1 rRNA gene (only partly in view) is annotated in these 2,692 nt (G+C 53.2%); it reads right to left on the bottom strand.

Annotated elements, in window-relative coordinates:
* Positions 1 to 18 precede the first annotated feature (18 nt).
* Positions 19 to 2,692 (bottom strand): 23S ribosomal RNA (locus NCHOL11_RS17860) (it continues 124 nt past the right edge of the window).

Genomic DNA, 2,692 nt, shown 5'->3' with positions numbered 1-2,692 from the left:
GTCATTGATGGTGGGACTCTCAGGCGCGATCAGAGCAATTAGGACCGGTTAGCTCCATATGTTACCACACTTCTACATCCGGCCTATCAAGGTCGTGGTCTACGACCGCTCGAAGAAATCTTATCTTGAGGGAGGCTTCCCGCTTAGATGCTTTCAGCGGTTATCCCGTCCATACATAGCTACCCTGCTGCGCCCTTGGCAGGACGACAGGTACACCAGAGGTATGTTCAACCCGGTCCTCTCGTACTAGGGTCAACTCCTCTCAAATTTCGACGCCCACGGCAGATAGGGACCAAACTGTCTCGCGACGTTCTGAACCCAGCTCACGTACCACTTTAATTGGCGAACAGCCAAACCCTTGGGACCTGCTCCAGCCCCAGGATGTGATGAGCCGACATCGAGGTGCCAAACGATTCCGTCGATATGAGCTCTTGGGAATCATCAGCCTGTTATCCCCGGCGTACCTTTTATCCGTTGAGCGATGGCCCTTCCACGAGGGACCACCGGATCACTATGACCGACTTTCGTCTCTGCTCGACTTGTCAGTCTCGCAGTCAGGCGGGCTTATGCCATTGCACTCTAACAGACGGTTTCCAACCGTCCTGAGCCCACCATCGCGCGCCTCCGTTACTCTTTAGGAGGCGACCGCCCCAGTCAAACTACCCGCCACAGAGGGTCCCTGCACCGGATAACGGTGCGAGGTTAGACATCAGAAAACAACAGGGTGGTATTTCACCTATGGCTCCACGACAACTGGCGTCATCGCTTCAAAGCCTCCCACCTATGCTACACAGTTCTTTCCTAATGCCACTCTGAAGCTGCAGTAAAGGTGCACGGGGTCTTTCCGTCTAACCGCGGGTACTCCGCATCTTCACGGAGAATTCAATTTCGCTGAGCATATCCTGGAGACAGTGGGGAAGTCGTTACGCCATTCGTGCAGGTCGGAACTTACCCGACAAGGAATTTCGCTACCTTAGGACCGTTATAGTTACGGCCGCCGTTTACCTGGGCTTCAATTCAGAGCTTGCACTCCTCCTCTTAACCTTCAGGCACCGGGCAGGCGTCAGGCCCTATACGTCGTCTTGAAGCCGACTTAGCAGAGCCCTGTGTTTTTGCTAAACAGTCGCTACCCCCTGGCCTGTGCCCCCCACAAAAAGTTGCCTTAATGTGGGGCCTCCTTCTTCCGAAGGTACGGAGGCAATTTGCCGAGTTCCTTCAGGATACTTCTCTCAAACGCCTTGGTATACTCTACCATTCCACCTGTGTCGGTTTAGGGTACGGTCTATACGGTGGGGCTATTTCCTGGGACAACTTCCCTGCCCGGACCAATCCAATAAGGCCGAACAAGTTACGCCATCCGTCACACACCACCAGGCCCACGAATATTAACGTGGTTCCCATCGACTACCCCCTTCGGGCTCGTCTTAGGGGCCGGCTTACCCTGCTCAGATTAGCTTTAAGCAGGAACCCTTGGAATTTCGGCGACAGTGCATCTCACACTGTTAATCGCTACTCATGTCTGCATTCGCACTTCCGATACCTCCACGGTCGGTTACCCTTCCGCTTCAACGGCCTACGGAACGCTCCGCTACCGCTCAGTCAAAGACTGAACCCTAAGCTTCGGTGCACGTCTTGAGCCCCGTTACATCTTCGCCGCAGGATCTCTTATTTAGACCAGTGAGCTGTTACGCTTTCTTTAAAGGATGGCTGCTTCTAAGCCAACCTCCTGGTTGTTTTGGAAATCCCACATGCTTTCCCACTTAGACGTGACTTGGGGACCTTAGCTGTAGGTTAGGGCTGTTTCCCTTTTGACGACGGACCTTAGCACCCGCCGTCTGTCTGCCGGACTAGACTCGTTGGTATTCGGAGTTTGGTTAGTATTGGTAGATCTCGCGACCCCCGCAACCATCCAGTGCTCTACCCCCAACGGCAATCATCCGACGCTCTACCTCAATAGATTTCGCGGAGAACCAGCTATTTCCCGGCTTGATTGGCCTTTCACCCCTAAGCACAACTCATCCGATAATTTTTCAACATTAAACGGTTCGGTCCTCCAGTGCGTGTTACCGCACCTTCAACCTGGTCATGCATAGATCGCCGGGTTTCGGGTCTAATGCATCGAACTCATGGTCGCCCTATTCAGACTCGCTTTCGCTGCGCCTACACCTAACGGCTTAAGCTTGCTCGATACACTAAGTCACAGACCCATTATGCAAGAGGTACGCTGTCAGGCTTCAAGAGCCCTCCAACTGCTTGTAGGCATCCGGTTTCAGGTACTGTTTCACTCCCCTCATCGGGGTGCTTTTCACCTTTCCCTCACGGTACTGGTTCGCTATCGGTCATGTACGAGTATTTAGGCTTGGAGGGTGGTCCCCCCATGTTCAGACAGGGTTTCACGTGCCCCGCCCTACTCAAGTCCTGTTGTTTCGCTTTCGCATACGGGACTGTCACCCGCTATGGTCAAACTTTCCAGAATGTTCTGCTAACTAAACAACAGGCACTGGCCTGGTCCGCGTTCGCTCGCCACTACTAACGGAATCTCGGTTGATGTCTTTTCCTCCAGGTACTGAGATGTTTCAGTTCCCCGGGTTCGCTTCACCAAAGCCTATTTTATTCAGCTTAGTGATACCTCTCCCATTTAACGCCCGCCCAGCTCGAAAGCTGGAAAGACCTTAAATGGTGAAGGTGGGTT

Source organism: Novosphingobium sp. Chol11 (assembly GCF_900218065.1).
GTDB classification, from domain to species: Bacteria; Pseudomonadota; Alphaproteobacteria; order Sphingomonadales; family Sphingomonadaceae; genus Sphingobium; species Sphingobium agri.
The sequence above is the reverse complement of the archived record's forward strand: the minus strand, read 5'-3'. Positions and strand labels throughout refer to the sequence as shown.